Genomic DNA, 358 nt, shown 5'->3' with positions numbered 1-358 from the left:
CGTTAAATTGTGGCGTAAGTTGCTGAAAATATGATGTTAAATCTCGATTTGAGTCGCGTGTTGCGCTGCCGTGAGACGCTGTTGCTGCGCGGTAAAGCGCGTCACCTGCGCGACAGCATGCCGCCGGACTGCCGGGTGATCTTGCCGTCCATTTCCAGATCCAGCAGGGCGGGAGCCGCCTCGGAGGCGCAGACGGCCAGATCACGGATCAACTGATCCTCTGCCAAGGGTGCAGGGCTCAACCGGGCAATGATCCGTTCGTGCAACTTGGCCGTTTTGCGTAGATTTCGGGCGGCGTCGCTCTTCGGCTGTTTAGGCGGGACTGGCCGTTGGGGCGGTGTCTCGGGCAGATCGCACA

The 358-nt window shown here is 60.1% G+C and carries 1 protein-coding gene; it reads right to left on the bottom strand.

Going from position 1 to position 358, the window contains the following annotated elements:
* Window positions 1-101 precede the first annotated feature (101 nt).
* Window positions 102-358: DprA-like winged helix domain-containing protein (locus tag G0Q06_RS14300; protein ID WP_238710910.1), on the bottom strand; the 257-nt coding region annotated here is incomplete at its 5' end.

The sequence above is a fragment of the Oceanipulchritudo coccoides genome, from assembly GCF_010500615.1.
In the GTDB taxonomy this organism is placed as follows: domain Bacteria; phylum Verrucomicrobiota; class Verrucomicrobiia; order Opitutales; family Oceanipulchritudinaceae; genus Oceanipulchritudo; species Oceanipulchritudo coccoides.
The sequence above is the reverse complement of the archived record's forward strand: the minus strand, read 5'-3'. Positions and strand labels throughout refer to the sequence as shown.